The following is a 19160-nucleotide window of genomic DNA, read 5'->3' as shown; positions in this document are numbered from 1 at the left end:
AGGGCTTTTTTTATGGCATCATGCTGGCTAAGACAGACAATAATAAATGAGATATGCAAAGCTATTATTTCTATCAACATCCCACCGCGCAGCATACTTATGTGCGGAAACAGCCAATTGCAGAGCAGGAAGCTGAGTTTATTTGGGTGGAGTGTAGCCGTGACGATGTGGTCAATCGGGCAGAACATTGGCAGCAGGACATTTATGCGGCAACGGGACTGTGGATGAATGAATATCATCTGCGTGACATTCTAAATTTAGAACATCCTTGTGCCTTTGACACTTTGGAAGATTACGACTTGCTGATCTTTCGTAAGCTGATCACACCTGATGATAAAATCAAGCTTGATACTCAAGCGGCTGAAAAACATGAACGGGTTTTTGGTCTGGCGACGACTCCGATTAGTTTTATGCTCACGCCGCAAGTCTTGATTACGGTTAGAGAGCAGGGCAATAAAGAAGTTGAAAGCTATATTCAGCGTATGGAAACGGTGTTGAGCCGTCCGATTGAAGAGCATAATAAACCCCGAAAACTACCCGCAACGCCTTTAGATTTGACCTTGAGACTGCTCAATAACATGGTGGATGGTTATCTTGATTTACGTGTTCCTCTTACGCGTCGAGTGGAGTTTTGGCAGCAAGAGCTTTTACAAGGCCATCGTCGTTTTACCAAGTGGCATCAACTTTTGCAAGAGAATATGGCTTTCCAACAAGTGGAAAATTTGTGCGAAGAACAAATCGAAACTTTGCAGGAATTGCGTGATGAAATTGTCGATAATTATTCGCACTTGAAAGGGAAAAAGCGTAGCGAAAAACAAGATATCATGCTGGTACGTGTCGATGATTTAACCAGTCATATTGAACGTATTCAAAAGCATACCATTCGCTTGAGAAATGCAGTGCAAGCAGCTATTGATCTACATTTTTCAGCCATTGCCAATCAAACTAATGAAAACATGCGGATTTTAGCCATTATTACCGCGATTTTTGCGCCGCTAACCTTGTTGACAGGGGTGTATGGTATGAACTTCGAGTTTATTCCGGGGCTGAAGTCTCCAACAGGGTTTTGGATCATGTTGGGCATCATGTTAATGACGACATTGATCTTACTGTATTATTTTTATCGACGTCATTTGGTCGGGCGTGGCGAAAAAAGTGTCATTGATATGTTGGCACAGCAGCATGCGGATCAACATATGAATTTATTTTGGTTCATCGATTATGAGCCGATCAAGCAAACTGTGAAGGGCACCATCAAAGATTTAGAGAAAATCACCAAATTAAAATAATTCGGTGATTTTCCACATAGACCATTAAAGCAAATGGGCTTTAAGGTGTTTCTTTACATGCTGACGCTATCCTTGTTCAATTTATTATTCGGATATGTGGGCGTCGCAGGGAGATTTAATTTAAGAGGTTTTTAACTGGGCTCCTTTTAAAATCCGGTAAAGCTGATCTTTAATGAACAACTTTTTGCGTTTGAGGGGCTCAATCTCTCCACGATGAATCCTGACAGGGTCTTGTTCGAGTAAACAAATTTCCTGATCGAGAGCTTCATGGTCGTCAAACATTTTAGAAAAATGCGGATTGTCTTCTCTAAGCTGTTGAATCATGTCTCGGTATTCAGGAAACATGAGCTTAGTCTTTTTATTACAAACTTTGAGTTTCATGGTTGCCGTCTAATCCTCTTATTCAAAAATAAAAAAAGAAAGAAAGGCATGCGCCAATCTTTCTTTATAGAACTAGTGTTGAGTCGTATGAACTGGGTCAGTGAGATGTAAATGTTTTACTTCACGACGAAGTTTTTGAACTTCCTCAATCAGATCCAGCATCATTGCGACTGCAGTAAAGCTGGCATCAAAGTCACGTTGTAAGCGATAGGCTCGCCGTGCACGTGAGACATCATCACCAAAAAATTGGTGAATGCGGTTATCGGGTCGGTTAGGCAGAATGTCATATTCCAACAGCTGTAAAATCCATTCAGGACTTTGTCCGCAGGCTTCAGCAAAATGCTTTAAATCAAAGCTATGTTGTTCATCAACAATTTCAGCGTGTCGACATCCGTCTAAAATAATTTCACGATATTGAATAGTCGTCATAATTTTCTCCTTAAGACTGACGCGGCTTAAAGTGAGGGAAGGCTTCAGCAAAGGCTTGGTAGGCTTGCTGTTCTTGCTCACTCTGCGCAGGAGGTTGAACAATGTTTAAAATTAAATATAAATGTCCTGCCGTTTTGGCTGGAATCCCCTGATCTTTTAAACGGAGTTGCTGTCCCGTTTTGGCATTTTTCGGAATTTGAATTTGTAATGTCCGACCATTGGGTAGCGCGGCGGTAATGCTTTGCCCCAAAGCGGCTTCCCAGGGACTAATGTTGAGTTGGTGATAGACATCAACTCCTTCAACGCGTGTGGTCTCCGTATCTTTGTAATAAATTTCGATATACAGGTCGCCATTTTCACCGCCCTGAATACCTGACTGTCCTTGACCACTTAAGCGAATTTGTTGCCCTTCTTTCATGCCTTTGGGAATTTTAACTTCCAGCGTTTTGCGCTGAATTTCCGCTTCACCATAGGCATTTAAAGTGGGAATCTGTAAGGTAATGGTTTGGGTGGTACCGTGGAATCCAACCTCAAGATCGACCTCTAAACGCGCATGTTGGTCTTCGCCTTTATGGCGAGTACTATTTTGGCGTTGATATTGATAGTTTGATCCTCCAAAACCTGAACCAAAACGCCCAAATAAGTCTTCAAACCCTGAAAAATCATGTGCCTGTTGTCCGCCTTGGGCATTCCGAAATGCCTCTTCAAAACCGCCAAAGCCTGTATTGGGGTTGAATTGCTGTGAGCCTTGTGGATGATCGAGTTCAAAGTCATATTCAGCTTTTTTTGTTTCATCACTTAAGGTGTCATAGGCGACATTCAATTCTTGCATCCGCGTTTCAGCATCAGGCTCCTTACTGACATCGGGATGATACTTACGTGCCAATTTTCGATAGGCTTTTTTAATTTGTTCGGCGGTCGCATCTCGCGTTAAACCGAGTATTTCATAATGGTTCTTCGGCATAAATAAGATTAAATAAAATGATTAAGTTTTAATCATTATTCAGTCTTTCAGCAGATTTCAACAGTAAAGATATGTTCCTTATTGTTTCAAAACATGACAAGAAAAAAGCCCCCGATGAAAGGAGCTTTGATGGATGAGGGATACTTAATATTTGACCCATGTGATGTTGCGCCCACCGCCATTTTCAGTCGAAGTTCCTCGAATTCGTAAGTGCTTACCATTGTTGCTGAGTCGTGCATGTGCGTCATAACGTAGCCCTGTGAAAGGGTCGAGGAGCTGTCCATGGCTATAGGTCGAATCTTTGGCATTGTCTAACTGCAAATGGCTGAGCGTTGTCATGCCGACAATGGGTTGATTTTTATTGACACCATCACACTTGCTACAGTTTTCTATTTTTACCGCACCTGGAATTTCGCGCGTACTTACGATGACTGCTTTATAGCTATTGTTTTTGTCTTTTTCAATCAAGACGTCACTGAGAGAGTATCCTGTTTTATCATCGATAGTTTTCCATTTTCCGACCAAAGGATCGGTAGCTGCAAAACAGGAGAAGGCGCATAAACTGCTGAGTACGAAAAGACTGCAAGAAAATTTCATGATGGCAAAACCCCAATGGAAGAGAAAAATAAAGACATATAAAAATTATGGGTTTATTTATAACGAAATTTAAGCGGTGTGACCAGTGAAATATCTATGAATAAAAGTGATGAATCATTTGAATTATCTTGTTTTTTTGAGAACAAAGGCATAAAAAAAGAGCAATTCAGTTGCTCTTTTTTTATTGCACATGATGCGCTTAGCTTAAGTGTTCACCAAATAAACCCAAGGCTTCTTCTGCACTAAAGCTGTATTGCGTGTTACAGAACTGGCAGTCCATGGTAATCGGGTTTTGATGTTCTAGCGTTTCACGAACGGCTTCTGCGCCAATTTGTTCAAGTGCTTGAGCACAACGTTCTTTCGAACAGGTACAGCCAAATTTTAGCATTTCAACTTCAGGTAAGCGTACTTCTTCTTCGTTGTACAAACGGTAAAGAATTTCACTGGACTCTAAATCGGTTAACTCTTCGATTTTGAGCGTTTCAGTCAACATGGTCAGACGTGGCCATAAGTCTTGGTCGACACGTTCTTGTTCTTCTTCACTGTTACGTGGTAACAGCTGAATGAGTAAACCGCCAGCACGCTGGGATGAACTGGCCAAAACAATACGCGTTGGAATTTGGGCAGACAGGTCATAGTACTGCATTAAACAACCCGCAAGATTTGGCTTGTCTAAAGCCACAATCCCTTGATAACGCTCACCAAATTCGGGCTCAATATTAATAAAGAGTACAGGGCTAATGAGGGTGCTCAATACCGTACTGCTGCTGTCGGCAGCATTAAAGCGTGGATCTGCTTCATAATCCGCCAAGGCACGTACTTCACCAAGGTGATTACATTCAGCCATAGCCCATTTGAAACTACCTGAAGCCTGAATTTGTAAACTAATACGGCCTTTAATTTTTAAAGTACTGGCAAGTAATGCCGTGGCACTAAGCATTTCACCTAACAGCACTTGGACTGCAGGTGCATAATCACGCTGCGCCAAGATGGTTTGTAGGGTTTCTTCTAGATGAACCACTTCACCACGAACAGGACTATCTTCAATATAAAAGCGTTGACGCAAATCAGACATAAATTTCTCCAATATCCTGTCTTAATGGTGACGATATTGTAAAACACAAGTCATTTTACTTCATCCCGTGTGACATCTATTCGGTCATGTTGTAACTCACGTTGTAGGTCAACGCCGACAGGACTTTGACGGAGCTGCGTATCACTTTCAAATAAGTGCTCTAATTCGGCCAGAGCATTACGATGTGTTTCATACACTTTCTGTTCATCGTTATAAATACTTTGCTGCTGCGCGAGCAGTTTTTCATCATAATCGCGAAATAACTCAATGCTCTTATAAGCATCTTGTTCTGCAATGCCTAAATTACGTAGGGCAAAATAGGCCATCCCTAAAGACGATAAATAGGTTTCACGCCAAATATGTTCCACCCCCAAGTCACGTAACAAATGCACATGATGTCGATCACGGGCACGGACCAGCAAGTTTAAGTCTGGATAATTGAGTCGAATATGGCGTGCCACATTCATGGAGTCTTCAATATCATCGATGGCTAGTACAAACACTTTGGCATGTTCGATACCGGCTGCACGCAGGATATCGGGTTGAGTGGCATCACCATAGTAGAGTTTGCCGCCATAGTTGCGAACGAAATCGACCTTGTCGATATTGCTGTCAATCGCCGTGAAGGTTTGGTGCTGTAAGTGAACCAGTCGTGCCACAATTTGTCCGACACGGCCAAAGCCAGCAATGATCATCGGGTTATGCTGTTCAGGAATCTCATCATAGACAGGTGTAGTTTCTTTTTCGAATAGTGGTACCACCCACGAACTCATCAGCCAGTATAGAATAGGCGTCAGAATCATCGACAACGTCACGATTAAATTGATCGGCTCTAAAATGGCCTGCGTAATCACGTGTTCACTCATGGCAACATTGAGCACCACAAAAGCAAACTCACCGCCTTGTGCCAAACAGGTGGCCAGCATCAAACTATTGCGCCATGAAAACTCGAAGTAGCGAGCGATGGCCGTTAAGGCCAGCAGTTTGACCAACATCAGCAATAATGCACCGCCAATAATCAGACTTGGGCTTTCCCACAGGAGCGAAAATTGCGTACTCATCCCGACGGTCATGAAAAATAGACCGAGAAGTAGACCTTTAAATGGGGCAATACTGGCTTCCAGTTCATGACGGAATTCAGAGTCAGCTAGAAGTACCCCAGTTAAAAATGCGCCCAAGGTGGTGCTGATGCCTAAGACATCCATCAGAGCGACCACGCCTAAGACAATAAACAAACCGACTGCGGTAATCAGTTCATGTGCGCCACTTTTGGCCACAAAGCGGAAAAAAGGGCGCATGAGATAGCGGCTAAATAAAAACAAGCCTGTAAAGGTGGCAACAATCGCTGCAAAGTAGGCAACGCCATGATGGGTTGAGCTTGTCCCTGCAAGAAGGGGAATGATCGCAATCAGCGGAATCGCGGCAATATCTTGAAAGAGTAAAATGGAAAAGGACTGCTGACCAAAAGTGGTATTGAGCTGCTGTTTTTCGCTTAAAAGCTGTAGCACAAAAGCGGTAGAAGAAAGGGCAAGGGCAAAACCAATCACGACACTGGCTGCAATCTGTTGTTGCAGGGCAAAAAAGACAATGCACGCCAGTAGCACACCGCAGAGCATCACTTGTAAACTGCCCATCACAAAAATGGATTTACGCATTTCCCATAAGCGTTGTGGGCGAAGTTCGAGTCCAATAATGAACATCAAGAAAATCACGCCGTATTCAGCGAGTTTATGAATGTCTTCAGGGTCATGGACGACATTGAATACACTGGGGCCGAGTAAGATGCCTGTAAATAAATAGCCGAGTACCGTGGCAATCCCCAGCCGTTTGGCCAATGGAACGATCATCAGTGCCGCAGCCAAAAAGAGGGTGATTTGAAGCAGTAGAGACATTGCCCTGTCCTAAATTTTTTTCTTTATGTTGGAAGTTTAAGGGAGAACGCGACTCAGGTCTAAACCTTATTCACGTCAAGTCTTAACTTAACTCTTGTGGATCAATATCAAGGCTCAATTTCATACCATGTGGTTTGTTATGCCAGACATTTTGCCACCACTGATGAATATAAAAATGCATACGCGCACGGTCTTTGGACAGTAGCACCATATGTGCTTGATAGCGTCCTGCTTTACGTTCCATCGGCGCAGGAATGGGCCCCCAAATATCAATACTGTTTTCTGAGGCTTGGCGCAGTGCTTGTGCATGCTCTTGTAAAAAGCTTTGGTTCAGTTCTTGGTCTTTGGATTCACAGCGCAATAAAGCCGCATAGCGATAAGGTGGCATCCATGCAGCTTTACGCTCTTTCAACGTTTGCTTGGCAAAGCTGCGATAGCCCGATTCCAGCAGGGTATTCAGCAAAGGATGATCTGGACGTAGAGTTTGTAAATAGACTTCGCCTTTTTTCTCGCCACGCCCAGCACGTCCAGCGACTTGGATGATGAGCTGTGCAGTACGTTCTGTGGCACGAAAGTCAACACTGAGTAAGCCTGAGTCAATGTCTAAAATCGCCACCAAAGTCACATAAGGAAAGTGATGTCCTTTGGCCAGCATTTGGGTGCCGAGCAAAATGATGGGTTCACTTTTCTGAATCTTGTTATAGATTTTTTGCCAGCTGCCGACCCGACTGGTCGAGTCACGATCAACCCGAATTACGTCAAAGTTGGGGAACAGTTCTTGTAGGTTTTCTTCAACTTTTGCGGTGCCTAAACCAATTGGTTTTAGTTCGCTATGCTGACATTGTGGGCAGTGTTCAGGCATGCGATGGATGGTGCCGCAGTGGTGACAGTGCAAATGCTGATAGGGCTGTCGATGTACGGTAAAATTGGCATCGCAGTGGGGGCACTTGGCCTGCCATCCACAACTTTCACAAATCAACACAGGCGCATAGCCGCGACGGTTTAAGAAAATCAGCACTTGTTCTTTTTTGTCTAAGCGCTTTTGTACTTCATGAATCAGCTGTTGGCTAATGCCATTTTGTTTTTGTGCTACTTTCAGATCGATCACATGCATTTTCGGCATCACGGCCACACCTGCACGTTGGTCCAACTCCAAACGAGTCATTTTACCTTGTTCGACCAATGCATAACTGTCGATACTTGGCGTTGCAGAACCGAGGATAATCGGACAGTTTTCTAAGTGCGCACGGTATAAAGCCACATCACGAGCGTGGTAGCGGAAGCCTTCTTGTTGCTTGAAAGATAAGTCATGTTCTTCATCTAAGACAATCAAACCCAAATGCGGAAGGGGCGTATAGATGGCAGAACGTGTACCAATCACAATCGAAGCTTTTCCCGCTTGTGCACTTTGCCAGGCTTGCAGGCGCTTAGAATCATTTAAACCTGAATGTAGTAGCGCAATATGACAGTGAAAACGTGACTGAAAACGGCTCACTGTTTGTGGGGTGAGACCAATTTCAGGCACTAATACCAAGACTTGTTTGCCTTGTTTTAAAACCTCTTGCATGACTTGCAAATAGACTTCAGTTTTGCCACTACCGGTTAAACCATCCAGTAAGAAAGCGTGATAGCTATGACGAGCTTTGAGAATGTTTTGAATGGCTCGCTTTTGTTCATCATTGGGCGTGAGAGGCATTTGCGCCAGTGTCATGGTTTGCGGTTTAAAGTCTTGGGCTTCAAGTATGCACTGGGTGATTTGCTTTTTTTCTAAGGCTTTTAAGGTCGCAGTTTCAATGCCAGCCAAATTTAAAATGTTTTCAGACGTTCCTGTGGGATGCAGCTTTAAAATTTTATAGGCATCTTGTTGTTTTTCAGAACGCTTTAATTTGTCTTCGGCATGATCATCAATCAGCTTCCACATCCGCGCCAGTAAATTATAGGGTTTACCTTGGCGTAAAAAGCTGGGCAAAGCAGCATGCATCACTTCACCAATGGGAAATTGGTAATATTGCGCTGACCATGTCAATAAACTTAAAACTTTAGCATCTAGAATAGCGCTGTCATCGAGCAACTCAGTTATGGCTTTAAGTTTAAAGCCTAAATCGAGTGGTTTCTCATCAGTGAGCTTCTCAACAATGACACCGACCACATTTTGGCGACCAAATGAGACAGCCACACGTGCACCCACTTCAGCTTGGTGGTATTGTTCAGCCGTTAAACTATAGTCAAAACAGTCATATAGATAAACGGGAACAGCCACACGAATACGGTAGCTTGGTGTTGTGGAAAGTGTATTTTCTGGCATAAAAAGCTCAAAATGTCCTGATGAAATTGTCGTTGTGCGATGAATGAGTTGTGTTAGAGTGATGACATAATTTATAACTTAGAATATGAATGATTTTGGTGCCGACATGCAACAGCGCCAAATGACTAAATGGACAATTAGAAAGCGTAAACATGCCAGCATATCAATTTACCGCACTAGATGCCGCAGGAAAGCAGCAAAAAGGCGTGCTCGAAGGGGATTCAGCGCGTCAAATTCGGCAACAACTTCGTGATAAAGCGCTGATTCCAGTCTCGGTTGATCCTGTTGAACAAAAAGATAAGCACAGCAGTAAAACATGGTTTCAAAAACAAATTACCGCCTATGATTTGGCTTTATTGACACGTCAACTTTCGGTACTTGTGGCGGCAGCCATTCCGTTGGAAGAAGCCATTCGTGCGGTTGGAAAGCAGTCAGAAAAAACACATGTACAAAATCTATTGATGTCAGTACGTTCTAAAGTATTGGAAGGTCACTCATTGGCGCAGGGTTTACAGCAATCTGGACGTTTTCCAGAGTTGTACATTGCCACGATTGCTGCTGGTGAGCGTTCAGGGCATTTAGACTTAATTTTAGATCAGCTGGCAGATTACACCGAAAATCGCTTTGCGATGCAAAAGAAAATCCAAGGCGCGATGATTTATCCGATTATTTTAATGCTGATGTCTTTTGCCATCGTGATGGGACTTATGACCTATGTGGTGCCTGACATTGTCAAAACCTTTGACCAAAGCAAAGATGCCTTGCCATGGATTACGGTTGCACTAATGAAAGCCAGTGATTTTATTCGAGTGGCATGGCCATTTTTATTGGTAGGCAGTGTACTCGGCATCGGCTTATTACTGCGATTTTTAAGAACCACCGCAGGGCATTATGCCTTTGATCGTTTAACGCTCAAATTGCCATTATTCGGTAAACTTTCACGTGGTATAAATGCCGCACGTTTTGCCAGTACCTTGTCGATTTTGACCCAGTCGGGTGTGCCCTTGGTGGATGCATTAAAAATTGGCGCGGCGGTGAGTAATAACTGGGTGATTCGCGATGCGGTCAATCATGCCGCAGAAAAAGTGACCGAAGGTGGAAACCTTGCGACCCAGTTGGAGCGCAGTGGTTATTTCCCACCGATGATGGTACAAATGATTAAAAGTGGTGAAACATCGGGTGAATTGGATCGGATGTTGGAGCGCGCATCGACCATGCAAGACCGAGAAGTGACAACGCTCATATCGACCTTGCTGGCTTTACTGGAGCCACTGATGTTGGTTCTGATGGCAAGCATTGTCTTGGTGATTGTGATCGCCGTGATGCTACCGATCGTCAACATGAACAACATGATTTAATTTTAAAAATATAAGATGGAAGAGAAAATTCACATGCAATCAAAAATCTATAGACGCCAAGCTTCAGGCTTTACCTTAATTGAAGTCATGGTGGTGATTGTTATTTTAGGTGTGTTGGCAGCCTTAATTGTACCCAATGTGATGGGACGCGGTGAAAAAGCCAAAGTTGATACTACTGTCATAACCCTCAAGGGTGTTGCTGCGGCATTGGATCAATATAAATTGGACAATGGTAAATATCCTTCGATGCAAGAGGGTGGACTCGACGCTTTGGTGAATAAGCCTGAGTCTGCAAAAAATTGGTTGCCAGGCGGTTATGTGAAAGGTGGATATCCGAAAGACAGTTGGGATAATGACATTCAATATGTTGCACCTGGGACTGATGGACGACCATTTGATTTATATTCTTTTGGCGCAGATGGACAGCAAGGTGGTGAAGAAGCCGATGCTGATATTCAGTATCAACCTTAATTGAGAATTATTATATATTGGGTTTAATTGAATATATCATTACAGTGCATAGGTTATGTCAATGTGGACTGTAATGATAATACATCTTAATTTAAAATTAATATCTAAGATTATGATTTTAAATTATTAAATATAATAAGCATCAGCTGAGATTTATAATAAGAATTATTCCCATATTTGTTGATTACAAATAATGTAAATTATGGATAAAAATAGGCTTTTTATTTATTTAAATCCTTGCATAATGTTCTCAATGGCAACTGATTTGCCTGAGGAGAATAGAATGAAAGCATTAACCTTGTTGGATGAAATGAGCCAATTCCATTGGTCGATGCTCAAATCTGTTCTTTTGATTTTGAGTATGCTTCCTGTTGCTCAAGGTGTTTTAAGTGTGTGGCAGTCGACTGAAGGCAGCAGCCAAATTATGGTGGGTTTCTTTGCAATCAGTCTGTTCAGCACATGGGCGGTTTTGAGCTTTTGGTCTGCGTTAAAAGCAACCGTACTCACACTCGATCAAGTACAGATTACAGCATTAGAACAAAAAGTGGTCATGTTCTACCGTTATACCCCGATGCTCTTTTTAGCCGGTATGGTGTCCTATTTGGTCGGTCAAATTTAATACTGACATTTATAGTTGTGATAGGCTTTGTTGCACAAAGCTATTCTTAAAGGCTTCTTCAGCAATATAATTTCCAAATGAAGAAGCCTGCATCTAAAATTTATCGCACAACGAATTGGTCCTCTTATAACCAAGCTCTAATCAAGCGAGGAAATATTTCAACTTGGTTCGATCCTCAGACTAAATGGTATGCTCAGCCACAGGCTAAGCATGGAAGAAATCAAACTTATTCTGATATAGCAATTCAGTGCTGTTTGATGATCAAATCTATCTTTCGACTTTCTTTGCGTATGGTCACAGGCTTTGTGCAAAGCCTAATTCAGCTCAGTGGGTTAAGTTGGACAGCACCAGATTATTCCACACTTTGCAGACGACAAAAGCAGATTGATATTGCGATCAGCTATCAAAAAAGTCATGAAGGATTACATCTATTGATAGACTCAACTGGCCTTAAGTTTTTAGGCGAAGGTGAATGGAAACGTAAGAAACATCAGCCTGAATATCGTCGGCAATGGCGTAAATTGCATATTGGTATAGATGCTAGAACCTTGCAAATACGAGCTGTACAGCTGACAACAAATAATGTCAGTGATTCGCAAGTCCTTGGAGATTTACTTGATCAAATCCCATTGGATGAGCAGATTGATTCAGTCTATACAGACGGGGCTTATGACACAAAACAATGCCGTCAGGTCATTGCAGATCGGCAAGCGTATGCAGTGATTCCACCCAGAAAAAATGCAAAGCCTTGGAAAGATAACAAAGTTCATTCGCGAGAGCGAAATGAATTACTTCGAACAGTTAAACGTTTCGGCAGGACACTATGGAAAAAATGGTCAGGCTATCATCGGCGGAGTTTGGTCGAAACCAAGATGCATTGCATCAAATTATTGGGGGATAAACTCAGTGCGAGAAACTTTCAAAGCCAAGTCAATGAAATGCATGCACGTGTGGCAGTATTAAATAAATTTAGGGAGTTAGGTCGACCTCTCACCCAAGTTGTCACTTGAATTTGAGTAGAACAGGGTAAATTTAACTTTTAAATCTTTATGCAACAAAGCCGTTGTGATAAAAAACCGAGCACATACGCTCGGTTTTTTATTGCGTCATGAAGAATGGCGGAAAGATAGGATCGCTTGTCTGTTTCGTTGTATGTGATCCTCGTGTTCGCTCCCTATACTGTAGAAAATATAAATATAGAGTGAAATATGGAACAGATTGATTGGGCGGATTTTTTAAAAGTCGAGCTCCGAGTCGGGCGTATTATTCAGGCCGAAGTGTTTGGGCAAGCACGTAAGCCCGCTTATATTTTACATGTCGACTTTGGTCATGAAATTGGCATTAAGAAATCGAGTGCGCAGATTACTGAGCGTTATCAACCTGAACTGTTATTGGGTAAATTGGTGGTGGCAGTGGTTAACTTTCCAAACAAACAAATTGGTCCCATCCAGTCTGAGTGCTTAGTGACTGGCTTTCATGATTCAGACGCAGGCGTGGTACTTTGTGTGCCTGATACAGATGTTCCAGTAGGTACCAAGCTACTATAATTGAAAAAGAAAAACCCAAGCTCAGCTTGGGTTTTTCTTTGGAACAGTCTGATCCAACAATAGCAACTATCGACGAGACTTAAACGATACATCGACTTTACGTGGACGATAGATCCAGCCCAAGATCAGTAAAAAAACTGAGAAACCTAAAATTGGCCAGTCACTTAAACGGGTATATAGCGTTTGACCTTGCATAGCAGGCAGTTCGCCGCGAAGCACGGTTGCCACATCTTGTGGGGCACGTTTTACGATATGCCCTTGATGGTCAATAAACGCCGTCACGCCTGTATTGGTGGCACGGATAAACCAGCGTCCATTTTCTTTGGCACGCATTTGAACCATCTGTAAATGTTGTAAAGGGCCTGCAGTTCCCGTAAACCATGCATCGTTGGAAACTGTCACCAAGAAATCACTTTGGCTGGCATTACGACGTGTTAAGTTTGGATAAGCTACTTCATAGCAAATGGCCGCGCCTAAATGCTGCTGATGAATAGAAAGCGGTTGTTGCTGTTGTTCACCACGTGAAAAACCACTCATCGACGGATCATTCTGCATGGCAGGCAACACCCATTTCAGTAAACCGGATAGTGGAATATATTCACCAAAAGGCACTAAACGTTGCTTTTTATAGAGTCCTTCGGATTCAGCACCATTGGCCATAATACTGTTGTAGTACAGTGGTCGACCTGCCGCTTCAGAGCCTGAAATATCCCAGTATGGAATACCGGTGACCCATGCTGTGTTGGTTTTCTTGGCTTGTGCCGTCATTGCAGCTAAAAAGGGTTCGATATCACTCTGGAACATCGGAATAGAGGATTCAGGCCAAACAATGAGGTCTCGTCCCCATTCTGTTTTGGTTAAATCAGCATAGATTCCAAGTGTTTTTAGTTGATACTCAGTGAGCCATTTTAAGTCTTGTGGGATATTGCCCTGAATTAAAGAAACCGATAATGGTGGGGTATTTTTTGCGGAGACGAATTCAATTTTTGATGCGCCCCATGCGCCAAGGACCAATAAAGCAGAGGGGATGATCCAGAAGACGCGGCGGTTTAAAACTTCGACCAGTGCGCAGGCCAACACCAAGACTACAAACGATACCCCGAAGATACCAAATAATGGTGCATAACTATCCAGTAAACGTTCGGTAAAGGCATAGCCTGCAAACAGCCATGGGAAGCCTGTGAAGACCCAGGTTTTTGCCCATTCAAAAAGCACCCAAAGCGGAGCGAATGTTAGTGGCGTTTCAGGGAAAAAACGGCGGTAAATAAAGCTTTGGACAGCCGTGAATAAGCCCATGACCAAGGCCATAATGCCGATCATACCGACACTTAAGGCACTGTTGGTATCGCCATAGACATGGATGGAAGTGTAGAGCCAAAAAGCCCCCACGAACCATAGGCCAAAACCATAGGCCCAACCAATACCAAAGGCCTGCTTTGCACTGCGCCTGCGTAAAGTCGCATAGAGCAGTGCAGGGGATAAGATTGCCAACCACCAATAATGATAAGGGGCGAGTGCAAAACTAAAGACAGCCCCTGAAAATAAGGCAATTAGAAGCGGATAAATTAAAGGTAACTGTTTTTGTTGTGGATTGGGGGTTAACAGTTTGTCAAAGTAAGCTCTCATTTACGAACGGCTCGAATCAGATGAATAGAACGTGCATCTGCTTCTACAATGGTAAATTCCCAATTTTCAAGATCAATCACCTGACCTTGTAAATCACTCACTAAACCAATTTCTTGAAGCAATAAACCGCCCACAGTTTCAACCTCATCATCAGAAAAGTCTGCATCTAAAAGATTGTTAAAGTGTTCGATTGGTGTAAGTGCTTGAACCAGCCACGTATTTGCTGTCGTAGGGTCATTGTCGGGAATAATATATTCCGCTTCTTCATCGATCTTGTCGTGTTCATCTTCAATTTCACCGACGATCTCTTCCAAAATATCTTCTAACGTCACTAAACCTGAGGTCGTGCCATATTCATCAATCACCACCGCAATGTGCGTTTGGGTGTTTTTCAACATGCGAAGCACTTGGTCTGAGCGTGCGCTTTCAGGTACATATAAAGGTTGGCGCATCAGCGCACGTATATCCACTTTATTGTTTGGTTCAGTCAAGAAAGGCAATAAGTCTTTGGCCAATAAAATGCCAACGACATTGTCTGGTTGATCTGATGAAAAGACAGGGAAACGTGAATGTGCCGACTCAACCAAGGTATGCAAAATGTCGAGTAACTCATCATCTTCTTGTAGGCTGATCATCGATGTACGCGGTGTCATGACCTCGCGGACTTTGGTTGCTGGAAGGTCTAATACGCCTTCTAACATCGCAACAGTGTCGGGTTCTAAAAAACGACGTGAATCTTGAACTAACTTTAACAGTTCATCGCGAGTTTCTGGCGCGGTACCTAACCATTTGCGTAAGCCACGCATTCCCCACGACGGGCCTGATTCCTCGTGCATGATCTTTCCTAAAGACTCTTAATATCTAAAAAACTTAATTTTATCATACCGTAGAAAACACAGTTGTCTATTGTAATTAAGCAGTGATTGCATGAATGATTAGATCAATACTTTTAAATACGAGGTTCATCTGCCATCAAGCTATGCAAACAGATATGCGAAATGGGCAGTTGTGTTAAAATTGGCAAGTTTTTAAATTTTTGAGTTTATATATGTCTGATTTGGAAGTGAGCCCAAGCATCCAATTAAACACCCGTGGTTTACGCTGTCCAGAGCCTGTGATGATGTTGCATCAAGCCATTCGCAAGTCTAAATCGGGAGATGTAGTGGAGGTGTTTGCAACGGACAATTCAACTTCATGGGATATTCCTAAATTTTGTATGCATCTTGGGCATGAACTTTTGCTGCAAGAAGAGCGCTTAGACGAAAATGGCAATAAAGAATTTCATTATTTAGTTAAAAAGGGTTAGGACATTTGTCTTAGCCTTTTAAAATGTACTTGAGTAAAGAAAAAGAAATCAAGTTCATCCAAGGAAATCAGAATGAAAAGAATAAATATGTTCTTATGGGCTCATATTTTTGCATTATTTTGTTCAATTTCTTGGGCAAAATCTTGTGAAGTTCCTGTAGGCACGATGAATGTTGCAGGTTTAAAAATTGGACAGCATATTCGTGAATTTCAACAGCATCATCCCACCGCAAAAACGGTTATTTTAGGGGGCGATAATTATCAGTTTGAATTTGCACAAGGTGTGGATACACAAATTAAAAAAGCAGGTGTGAGCTGGGTTCAGCATATTCGTTACGATCCGCATTCTAAAATGATTATTTCATACAGTTTAAGTTTTCTAGATGGGCCGCTTGCGACGTATGAAACGGATTTAGATGTTTTTAAAAGTCGAGTATTAAAACGCTTTCAGGTGGCGCAAAACGGCTGGAAACAAGCTGAAAATAAATATGTCTATCAGTGTGACGATTATCGGATTGAAATTTATCAAGATCATGGGGTTGGGCATACTGCGATAGGGCCAACGGTGATGGTTTTTAGCAGAAAGTCAGATGCCTATTAATTAAAAAAATCCCTTCAGTGCTGAAGGGATTTTTTTAATCTAAAAGAGATCACTTACTCGAAAATGCGCCTCAGCGCAAGCCCGTTTTAACATTACATATTCGGGTATGAGACACGGTTAGCAAAGCAACCGCTTTGCCGTGTCGTAAGGAATTACATATTCGGGTAATTCGGACCACCACCACCTTCAGGAGTTACCCAAGTAATGTTCTGAGATGGATCTTTAATATCACACGTTTTACAGTGCACACAGTTAGCCGCGTTAATTTGGAAACGCTTAGAACCATCATTCTCTTCCATAATTTCATAAACACCAGCAGGGCAGTAGCGCTGAGCTGGCTCGTCCCATTTTGGTAAGTTTACATTTACAGGAATAGAAGCATCAGTCAGTTTCAAGTGTGCTGGCTGATTTTCTTCATGCACGGTATTCGATACAAATACTGAAGATAAACGGTCAAAGGTCAACTTACCATCTGGTTTTGGATAGTTCGGTTTCACTGTTGCTGCATCTACAGTTTTCAGTGTGCTGAAGTCAGGCACTAAGTCATGCAGTGTAAACGGGACTTTAAACACATTTTGGTCGATGAAGTTAAATGCACCACCACCGAACGTGCCAAATTTGTGCATTGCTGGACCAAAGTTACGAGAACGATATAACTCTTCTTTTAACCAGCTGTTGTTGAACTTGTCTGTGTAAGCGGTTAACTCTTTTGCAAAGAAGTCTTCACCTTCAAGCACACGTGCAATGGCAAGGTCACCACCTTTTTCAACGCCAGCTTGAATCGCTTCGAATACCGCTTCGCCACACAACATGCCAGATTTCATGGCAGTGTGAGAGCCTTTAATTTTAGCGAAGTTTAGGAAGCCTGCATCATCACCAATTAAAGAACCACCTGGGAAGGTGAACTTCGGCAGAGAGTTGAAACCGCCTTTGACAACAGCACGTGCGCCATAAGAAATACGCTTACCGCCTTCAAGATATTGCTTAATCAGTGGATGCGTTTTCCAGCGTTGCATTTCTGCAAATGGATACATGTGTGGGTTTTCGTAAGATAAATCTACGATCATACCCAAAGTAACTTGGTTGTTTTCAGCGTGATATAACCACCAACCACCAGAAGAACCGGTTTCAGCTAGAGGCCAACCTGCACCGTGCATCACCAAACCTGGTTTGTGTTTTGCAGGGTCAATTTCCCATAGTTCTTTGATGCCGATACCATAGTGTTGAGGGTCTGCATCTTTATCGAGATCAAACTTGGCAATCAGGCGCTTACCTAAATGACCACGACAGCCTTCCGCAAAAATCGTGTATTTGGCATGTAGTTCATAGCCCGGGGTAAAGTTATGTGTTGGTTCACCATCTTTACCAATCCCCATATCACCGGTTTGGATGCCTTTAACGGTACCATCGGCATGATAAAGAATTTCAGATGCAGCAAAACCTGGGAAAATAGAAACTTCTAATTCTTCAGCTTTTTGGCCTAACCAACGCACCACATTACCGAGTGAAATCACATAGTTGCCATCATTATGCATGGTTTTAGGAACCATCCAGTGTGGCGCTTCTTGTGACTTTTCAGCAGACATTAAGAAATATGTTTTATCTTCAGTTACTGGAACATTTAAAGGCGCGCCTTCTTCTTTCCAGTTAGGGAACAACTCATTGATCGCACGCGGTTCGAGCACAGCACCTGAAAGGATATGCGCACCAACTTCAGAGCCTTTTTCTACGACACAAACGGACAGATCATTAAGGTTGTTTTCAATTGCAAGTTGACGAATTTTAATCGCAGCAGAAAGGCCAGCAGGGCCTGCGCCAACGATGACTACGTCAAACTCCATCGATTCACGTTCGATGTGTTCCATGTAGGACTCCTCATATGGTTAAAGGTGGCAACCGTTTTGACTCAAAGAACGGTGCTGCCATGAGTGTTCTTAGTTCCCAGACACAAAATTTATCATCGTGTCTTTTATATTGTGAGCTAGTATAGGTTTAAACCGAGTTCTAGCCAATTGGCTGAATCATATTATTTTTCCGTCAGACAGGCATGAATTTTATGGATAAGCAGCACAACTCAGCAAATCCGACGAAAAAAGTAGCTATTGCTGATAATAAAAACTTAACGGATATTGCACAATACATAAAAGGTGGACAGTCCGGTCACAAAAGGTCAATCCCCCCTTTAGATCAATGGCACCCAAAGCATTGTGGCACAATGGATTTGAAGGTTTTAGCCAATGGAGAATGGTGGCACGAAGGTCAATTGATCAAACGCCAAGCCATGATTGAGCTGTTTGCAACGGTACTTTGGAAAGAAGAAGATAAGTTTTATCTCAAAACTCCGGTCGAGCAGATTGAAATCGAGGTTGAAGATGAGCCTTTATTTGTCAATCAGGTCGATCAAGTCGAAATTGCAGGAAAAATCTACCTACAACTGACCACGACCACGCATGATGTGGTGATTGTTGATGAAGACCATCCCATTTTTATGCGTGCCTTCCAAGGGGAGCTACGTCCTTATGTGCATGTTCGTTTTGGCATCAATGCACTGATTCAGCGTGCTGCTTTTTTTCATTTGGTGGAAATGGGTGAGCTAAGGGACGATGCGGAAGGTCAAGCCAAACTGAGCTTACAAAGTGGTGATTTGCTATTGCAATTAGGCACCTGAGGTTTAAGCTTGATTGATCTTTTAACTTTATAC

Annotated in this window: 19 protein-coding genes; 9 read left to right on the top strand and 10 right to left on the bottom strand. The window is 42.7% G+C overall.

Annotation, left to right across the window (positions count from 1 at the left end):
• Positions 1-53 precede the first annotated feature (53 nt).
• Positions 54-1289, top strand: coding sequence for a magnesium transporter CorA family protein (locus AC5EUN_RS14820; protein ID WP_493352407.1), 1236 nt, complete (start codon positions 54-56; stop codon positions 1287-1289).
• A gap of 120 nt (positions 1290-1409) precedes the next feature.
• Here AC5EUN_RS14820 and AC5EUN_RS14815 read toward each other — a convergent pair whose 3' ends face one another.
• From AC5EUN_RS14815 to AC5EUN_RS14785, 7 genes are all read right to left on the bottom strand, one after another.
• Positions 1410-1670 carry an HP1242/YdcH family protein gene (locus AC5EUN_RS14815; RefSeq protein WP_004692664.1) on the bottom strand — a complete coding sequence of 87 codons (261 nt, stop codon included), beginning with the start codon at positions 1668-1670 and terminating at the stop codon, positions 1410-1412.
• Positions 1671-1742: 72 nt separating this feature from the next.
• The gene (locus AC5EUN_RS14810; RefSeq protein ID WP_159152964.1) at positions 1743-2099 is read right to left on the bottom strand and encodes a chaperone modulator CbpM; all 357 of its coding nucleotides are present in this window, start codon (positions 2097-2099) and stop codon (positions 1743-1745) included.
• Positions 2100-2109: 10 nt separating this feature from the next.
• Positions 2110-3063, bottom strand: coding sequence for a DnaJ C-terminal domain-containing protein (locus AC5EUN_RS14805; protein WP_159152965.1), 954 nt, complete (start codon positions 3061-3063; stop codon positions 2110-2112).
• Positions 3064-3207: 144 nt separating this feature from the next.
• Positions 3208-3660 (bottom strand): DUF2147 domain-containing protein, encoded by a 453-nt coding sequence (locus AC5EUN_RS14800; RefSeq protein ID WP_159152966.1) that lies wholly within the window; start codon positions 3658-3660, stop codon positions 3208-3210.
• 199 nt (positions 3661-3859) lie between these two features.
• Entirely contained in the window at positions 3860-4735 is an 876-nt protein-coding gene (gene hslO / locus AC5EUN_RS14795) for an Hsp33 family molecular chaperone HslO (protein WP_159152967.1), read from the bottom strand.
• A gap of 50 nt (positions 4736-4785) precedes the next feature.
• Positions 4786-6627 carry a monovalent cation:proton antiporter-2 (CPA2) family protein gene (locus AC5EUN_RS14790; RefSeq protein ID WP_159152968.1) on the bottom strand — a complete coding sequence of 614 codons (1842 nt, stop codon included), beginning with the start codon at positions 6625-6627 and terminating at the stop codon, positions 4786-4788.
• Between the two features lie 82 nt (positions 6628-6709).
• On the bottom strand, positions 6710-8932 hold the full coding sequence (locus AC5EUN_RS14785; protein WP_159152969.1) for a primosomal protein N': 2223 nt from the start codon (positions 8930-8932) through the stop codon (positions 6710-6712).
• A gap of 152 nt (positions 8933-9084) precedes the next feature.
• Here AC5EUN_RS14785 and gspF point away from each other — a divergent pair, with 152 nt between their 5' ends.
• The 5 genes from gspF to AC5EUN_RS14760 all read left to right on the top strand — a co-directional run bounded on the left by gspF (position 9085) and on the right by AC5EUN_RS14760 (position 12927).
• The gene (gene gspF, locus AC5EUN_RS14780) at positions 9085-10290 is read left to right on the top strand and encodes a type II secretion system inner membrane protein GspF (protein WP_058868820.1); all 1206 of its coding nucleotides are present in this window, start codon (positions 9085-9087) and stop codon (positions 10288-10290) included.
• A gap of 33 nt (positions 10291-10323) precedes the next feature.
• A complete protein-coding gene (gene gspG / locus AC5EUN_RS14775; protein WP_125274170.1) occupies positions 10324-10761 on the top strand; it encodes a type II secretion system major pseudopilin GspG in 438 nt (145 codons plus the stop codon).
• Positions 10762-11044: 283 nt separating this feature from the next.
• Positions 11045-11380, top strand: coding sequence for a hypothetical protein (locus tag AC5EUN_RS14770; RefSeq protein ID WP_125274169.1), 336 nt, complete (start codon positions 11045-11047; stop codon positions 11378-11380).
• Positions 11381-11457: 77 nt separating this feature from the next.
• Positions 11458-12390 (top strand): IS5-like element ISAjo1 family transposase, encoded by a 933-nt coding sequence (locus tag AC5EUN_RS14765; RefSeq protein WP_125274168.1) that lies wholly within the window; start codon positions 11458-11460, stop codon positions 12388-12390.
• Positions 12391-12588: 198 nt separating this feature from the next.
• Entirely contained in the window at positions 12589-12927 is a 339-nt protein-coding gene (locus AC5EUN_RS14760) for a tRNA-binding protein (RefSeq protein WP_062035119.1), read from the top strand.
• A gap of 66 nt (positions 12928-12993) precedes the next feature.
• Here AC5EUN_RS14760 and lnt read toward each other — a convergent pair whose 3' ends face one another.
• Together lnt and AC5EUN_RS14750 are read right to left on the bottom strand one after the other, a co-directional pair.
• A complete protein-coding gene (gene lnt, locus AC5EUN_RS14755) occupies positions 12994-14553 on the bottom strand; it encodes an apolipoprotein N-acyltransferase (RefSeq protein ID WP_125274167.1) in 1560 nt (519 codons plus the stop codon).
• The gene (locus tag AC5EUN_RS14750; protein WP_004978829.1) at positions 14550-15389 is read right to left on the bottom strand and encodes a CorC family transporter; all 840 of its coding nucleotides are present in this window, start codon (positions 15387-15389) and stop codon (positions 14550-14552) included. The genes lnt and AC5EUN_RS14750 overlap by 4 nt, the downstream gene beginning before the upstream one ends.
• A gap of 212 nt (positions 15390-15601) precedes the next feature.
• Between AC5EUN_RS14750 and tusA the strand changes: the two genes are divergently transcribed.
• Positions 15602-15859, top strand: coding sequence for a sulfurtransferase TusA (gene tusA, locus AC5EUN_RS14745; RefSeq protein WP_004692640.1), 258 nt, complete (start codon positions 15602-15604; stop codon positions 15857-15859).
• Between the two features lie 72 nt (positions 15860-15931).
• A complete protein-coding gene (locus AC5EUN_RS14740) occupies positions 15932-16459 on the top strand; it encodes a hypothetical protein (protein ID WP_159152970.1) in 528 nt (175 codons plus the stop codon).
• 152 nt (positions 16460-16611) lie between these two features.
• Here AC5EUN_RS14740 and AC5EUN_RS14735 read toward each other — a convergent pair whose 3' ends face one another.
• Positions 16612-18324, bottom strand: coding sequence for an electron transfer flavoprotein-ubiquinone oxidoreductase (locus tag AC5EUN_RS14735; protein WP_004692627.1), 1713 nt, complete (start codon positions 18322-18324; stop codon positions 16612-16614).
• 191 nt (positions 18325-18515) lie between these two features.
• On the opposite strand from AC5EUN_RS14735, the gene AC5EUN_RS14730 reads away from it, so the two are divergent.
• A complete protein-coding gene (locus AC5EUN_RS14730) occupies positions 18516-19127 on the top strand; it encodes a DUF1285 domain-containing protein (RefSeq protein WP_178895918.1) in 612 nt (203 codons plus the stop codon).
• Positions 19128-19160 lie beyond the last annotated feature (33 nt).

This window comes from Acinetobacter sp. CAU_H_S170_2, assembly GCF_058890445.1.
This window is presented reverse-complemented; position numbering and strand designations above follow the sequence as displayed.

Bases quoted from the DNA above. Each gene is read 5' to 3' on its own strand.
- AC5EUN_RS14820 (WP_493352407.1), top strand. From the start codon at position 54: ATGCAAAGCTATTATTTCTATCAACATCCCACCGCGCAGCATACTTAT.
- AC5EUN_RS14815 (WP_004692664.1), bottom strand. From the start codon at position 1,670: ATGAAACTCAAAGTTTGTAATAAAAAGACTAAGCTCATGTTTCCTGAA.
- AC5EUN_RS14810 (WP_159152964.1), bottom strand. From the start codon at position 2,099: ATGACGACTATTCAATATCGTGAAATTATTTTAGACGGATGTCGACAC.
- AC5EUN_RS14805 (WP_159152965.1), bottom strand. From the start codon at position 3,063: ATGCCGAAGAACCATTATGAAATACTCGGTTTAACGCGAGATGCGACC.
- AC5EUN_RS14800 (WP_159152966.1), bottom strand. From the start codon at position 3,660: ATGAAATTTTCTTGCAGTCTTTTCGTACTCAGCAGTTTATGCGCCTTC.
- hslO (WP_159152967.1), bottom strand. From the start codon at position 4,735: ATGTCTGATTTGCGTCAACGCTTTTATATTGAAGATAGTCCTGTTCGT.
- AC5EUN_RS14790 (WP_159152968.1), bottom strand. From the start codon at position 6,627: ATGTCTCTACTGCTTCAAATCACCCTCTTTTTGGCTGCGGCACTGATG.
- AC5EUN_RS14785 (WP_159152969.1), bottom strand. From the start codon at position 8,932: ATGCCAGAAAATACACTTTCCACAACACCAAGCTACCGTATTCGTGTG.
- gspF (WP_058868820.1), top strand. From the start codon at position 9,085: ATGCCAGCATATCAATTTACCGCACTAGATGCCGCAGGAAAGCAGCAA.
- gspG (WP_125274170.1), top strand. From the start codon at position 10,324: ATGCAATCAAAAATCTATAGACGCCAAGCTTCAGGCTTTACCTTAATT.
- AC5EUN_RS14770 (WP_125274169.1), top strand. From the start codon at position 11,045: ATGAAAGCATTAACCTTGTTGGATGAAATGAGCCAATTCCATTGGTCG.
- AC5EUN_RS14765 (WP_125274168.1), top strand. From the start codon at position 11,458: ATGAAGAAGCCTGCATCTAAAATTTATCGCACAACGAATTGGTCCTCT.
- AC5EUN_RS14760 (WP_062035119.1), top strand. From the start codon at position 12,589: ATGGAACAGATTGATTGGGCGGATTTTTTAAAAGTCGAGCTCCGAGTC.
- lnt (WP_125274167.1), bottom strand. From the start codon at position 14,553: ATGAGAGCTTACTTTGACAAACTGTTAACCCCCAATCCACAACAAAAA.
- AC5EUN_RS14750 (WP_004978829.1), bottom strand. From the start codon at position 15,389: ATGCACGAGGAATCAGGCCCGTCGTGGGGAATGCGTGGCTTACGCAAA.
- tusA (WP_004692640.1), top strand. From the start codon at position 15,602: ATGTCTGATTTGGAAGTGAGCCCAAGCATCCAATTAAACACCCGTGGT.
- AC5EUN_RS14740 (WP_159152970.1), top strand. From the start codon at position 15,932: ATGAAAAGAATAAATATGTTCTTATGGGCTCATATTTTTGCATTATTT.
- AC5EUN_RS14735 (WP_004692627.1), bottom strand. From the start codon at position 18,324: ATGGAACACATCGAACGTGAATCGATGGAGTTTGACGTAGTCATCGTT.
- AC5EUN_RS14730 (WP_178895918.1), top strand. From the start codon at position 18,516: ATGGATAAGCAGCACAACTCAGCAAATCCGACGAAAAAAGTAGCTATT.